The organism is Mesorhizobium sp. M7A.F.Ca.US.006.04.2.1 (assembly GCF_004022915.1).
Taxonomy (GTDB): Bacteria; Pseudomonadota; Alphaproteobacteria; order Rhizobiales; family Rhizobiaceae; genus Mesorhizobium; species Mesorhizobium ciceri.
The window spans coordinates 1-3,657 of the sequence record NZ_RZQA01000673.1 but is presented as its reverse complement, the minus strand read 5'-3'; the positions used below and the strand labels follow the sequence as shown (position 1 = coordinate 3,657).

Annotated in this window: 4 protein-coding genes; 1 reads left to right on the top strand and 3 read right to left on the bottom strand. The window is 62.6% G+C overall.

The features are described from left to right. From EN925_RS27835 to EN925_RS27825, 3 genes are all read right to left on the bottom strand, one after another. Positions 1-720, bottom strand: a 720-nt coding sequence (locus tag EN925_RS27835; RefSeq protein ID WP_128337069.1) for a transporter substrate-binding domain-containing protein, incomplete at its 3' end; no start/stop codon positions are given. A gap of 29 nt (positions 721-749) precedes the next feature. Then, positions 750-1,742, bottom strand: coding sequence for a proline racemase family protein (locus tag EN925_RS27830; protein ID WP_127368471.1), 993 nt, complete (start codon positions 1,740-1,742; stop codon positions 750-752). A 3-nt stretch (positions 1,743-1,745) separates the two neighbouring features. After that, positions 1,746-2,426 carry a GntR family transcriptional regulator gene (locus EN925_RS27825; protein ID WP_127368470.1) on the bottom strand — a complete coding sequence of 227 codons (681 nt, stop codon included), beginning with the start codon at positions 2,424-2,426 and terminating at the stop codon, positions 1,746-1,748. A 110-nt stretch (positions 2,427-2,536) separates the two neighbouring features. Between EN925_RS27825 and EN925_RS27820 the strand changes: the two genes are divergently transcribed. Further along, positions 2,537-3,657: NAD-dependent succinate-semialdehyde dehydrogenase (locus tag EN925_RS27820; protein WP_164894431.1), on the top strand; the 1,121-nt coding region annotated here is incomplete at its 3' end.

Below are 3,657 nucleotides of genomic sequence, written 5' to 3'. Positions count from 1 at the left end.
GATGTAGCCTGCATTGCCGGGCTTGCGGGCGACGGCCAGCGTTGCCGGATTGCGCAGGATCGGCTCAGGCAACGAGACATTGCCGATCTTCTGGTTGGTGATCTGCAGCGCGTCGAAAATGGAAAGCACGACACCATCGGCGCGACCAGCCTGGAGTTCCATAAGCGCCAGGCCACGATCTTCCACCGGCGTGATCTTGGCCTTCGGCAGCAGGGCTTCGGCGACGACCTGCATGGTGCTGCCCTTCTGCACGACGACGGTCTTGTCCGGCGAATTGAGTTCGGCCCAGGTCTTCACCGGCTTGCCGGGAGGCGTCAGCACGGCCCAGGCGTCGGTGAACAGCGGCTCCCACAGATAGTCGACGACAAGACCGCGCTTCGGGTTCGGATTGACGCCGATGGCGATGTCGATCTTGTTGGACTGGAAGTCGGCGGCCAGATTGCCCCAGGTCGTTTCGACAGGCTCGAGCTTGACGCCGAGCTGGGTCGCGATCTCGCCCAGGAATTCGTAGTAGAAGCCGCTCCACTGGCCGGTGGCCGGATCCTTGATGTAGCCCGGCTCCTCGCCGGTCATTACCGGAACCTTGAGCACGCCGCTGGCGCGGATCTGGTCGATGACGGCGGACGGATTGTCGTCCGCGGAGGCTGCGATCGGCGCCGTGAGCAGGCCGAGGCCAATGGTCAAAGCGGCCATGAACGTACGCATTACTGTGAATTTCATGTCATTCCCCTTTTCTGAGTTTTTGGTGATTACCGGGCTAGAAATCCCTTCGAGAGAGGGTCGCCCTTCTCGAAATAGATTGTCTGGGTCGAGGTGATGAAGGCCGAGCCCTCGATCTCGATGATCATCGCGTCGCGGCCTTGCTCCTCGACGCGCTGTTGCAGGCGCGCCTCGAACGGAATGCCGAAGATGTTTCTGGCGTGATAGGTCTGGTCGGGACGGATCAACCCCTTCTCAAGCAGATAGGTCAGGCGCGCTGACGTGCCGGTGCCGCATGGCGAGCGGTCGAATTTGTTGGATTCCAGGACAAGGAAATGCGTCGCCGAATACTCGCTGTCCGCATCGTAGAACAGCACGCTCGGTGCGGCTGCGCCGGCCAGCAGCGGCAGGTCTTTGGTCGCCGCCTTGATCGCGGCCTTGATCCTGGCGCCGGCCAGCATAAGGGCCGACGCATTGTCCGGGATCAGCTTGGACCCGAGTGGCACGGCGTCTACCAGCGCGTACCACATGCCGGCGTAGACGATTGCGGCATCGACCTTGCCGACACCTTCGACGGAAACGCTTAAGCGCTCCAGCCCGACATAGCTCGGGACATTGGCGATCCGCGCCCGGTCGAGCGAGCCGTCTTCGTTCCAGATCAGATGAATGGTCACGATCCCCGCCGGCGTTTCCAGCGTAAAGCTGTCGCCGGTTTCGACAGAAATCTGTCCTGTGAAGGCCAACGTCCTGGCAAGGCCGATCGTGCCGTGACCGCACATGTCGAGATAGACATAGGACGAGATGAAGAACGCCCCATAGTCGGCGACTTCAGAGGCGACCGGTACGAGACCGACCATGGCCGCATGGCCGCGCGGCTCATGCAGCAGTGCCGGGCGCAGGTGGTCGAAGCGATCGCGGAAATGGTCGCGCTTCTCCCGCACGCTCGAACCGGAGAGTTTCGGAACGCCGCTCAGGATGACGCGTGTGGGATGGCCGGCGGTATGGGAATCGATGACGCTGAACGCTGACGCAAAGCTGGACACGACCTAGCCCTCTCCGAAAGCGTCGCGAATGCCGGCCCGCATGCTCTGCCAGATTTCCCGGATGAGGTTTTCGGTCATCGCCTTGGCGCTTTCGCCATCGCCGGCGGTGATCGCATCATAGATGCGGGCCGTGTCGTCGAGCGACAGCTGGATGATCTTCGGATCCTGCTCGTAGGCGTGATAGCGGTAACGCAAGGCCTGCTTTTCCAGCCCACCAAGCAGGCGTGTCAGCGTCTTGTTGCCGGCCAGCGTGTAGGTCAGGAAGGAGCCGCGCACGTCGACGATGAAGAACTGCCGCGCATCTTTCCTGGCCTGGGCCTGCTTCAGCTCCGACAACAGGCTCTTGAACTCAGCCTTCTTCTCGATGTCTGCGGATTCGGCGGCTTGCTTGGCTACCAGCCCTTCCAGCTCGATGCGGCAAGTGTAGACCTCATCGAAATCGCGCTGCGACATCGGCGAGACCCAGATGCCGCGCCTGGCCTCGCGCATCACCAGGCCGTCCCGCTCGAGCAGCCTCAGCGCCTCGCGCACCGGTGACCGGCTGACGCCGTAGCGCGCGGCGACCATTTCCTCGGTCAATCGCTCCCGGGATTTGAGGCGGCCGAAGATGATTTCCTCCTCGAGCATCTCGGCGAGATTCTCGGGGATGGCGACCGACAATTTCTGGATGCGCGCTAAAATCATGTCGACACCATACTGTATACAATGTACAGGTCAAGGCATGGCGGAAACTTTCTTGTGACGTGTAATCTCCCGGCGCTTTCCGCGCCCCGCCGGGCTGAAAGGGCTAGGACATGTATCCAGAGACGATCGAGCTGCTGATTGACGGCGTGTGGTGCCAGGGATCGGACGGTAAGTCCGAAACGCTGATCAATCCCGCCACCGAAGAAGTGTTGGCGACCGTGCCGCATGCCACGGAGGCTGATCTCGACCGCGCTCTCGCGGCCTCGCTCAAAGGCTTCAAGCTGTGGAAGACCATGACCGCCATGCAGCGCTGGGCGATCATGGACAAGGCCGCCGACCTGATCGAGCAGCGCAAGGACACCATTGCCCGCACGCTGACGATGGAAAACGGCAAGGCGCTGGCGGAAGCCACCGGCGAGGTGCAGTTCGCAGCGGACGCGACCCGCTGGTATGCGGAAGAAGGCAAGCGCGCCTATGGCCGTATCGTCCCTGCCCGGCTGCCCGGGGTGCGGCAGATGGTGTTCAAGGAACCGGTCGGCCCGGTCGTCGCCTTCGCCGCCTGGAACTTCCCGGCCAGCAATGTCATTCGCAAGATCTCGGGCGCGCTTGGCGCCGGCTGCTCGATCATTCTGAAACCGGCGGAGGAAACGCCCGGAACCGCCGTGGCGATCGCCCGCTGCTTCCAGGACGCAGGACTGCCGGCGGGCGTGCTCAACATCGTGTTCGGCGAGCCTGCGCGGGTTTCGTCCTATCTGATCGCCTCGCCGATCCCGAAGAAGGTCTCGCTGACCGGCTCGACCGCAGTTGGCAAGCTGCTGCAGAAGCAGGCTGCCGACACGTTGAAGCGCTGCACCATGGAGCTTGGCGGCCACGCCCCCGTCATCGTCTATGAGGATGCCGACCTCGACAAGACGCTCGATACTGTGGTCGCCTTCAAGTTCCGCAACGCCGGCCAGGTGTGCACCTCGCCGACCCGCTTCTATGTGCATGAGGCTGTCTACGACCGCTTCATCGACGGCTTTGCCGCCCGCGCCGAAAAGCTCAGGATTGGAGACGGTCTCGACAGCGCTGTGCAGATGGGGCCGATGATTGCGCCACGGCGGCTCGATGCCATGGACGGTTTCGTCAGCGATGCAACGGCGAAGGGCGCGACTGTCATCACCGGCGGCAAACGTGTCGGCAACAAAGGCTATTTCTACGCCCCGACATTGCTGAAAGACGTGCCCGACAC

Bases quoted from the DNA above. Each gene is read 5' to 3' on its own strand.
- EN925_RS27825 (WP_127368470.1), bottom strand. From the start codon at position 2,426: ATGATTTTAGCGCGCATCCAGAAATTGTCGGTCGCCATCCCCGAGAAT.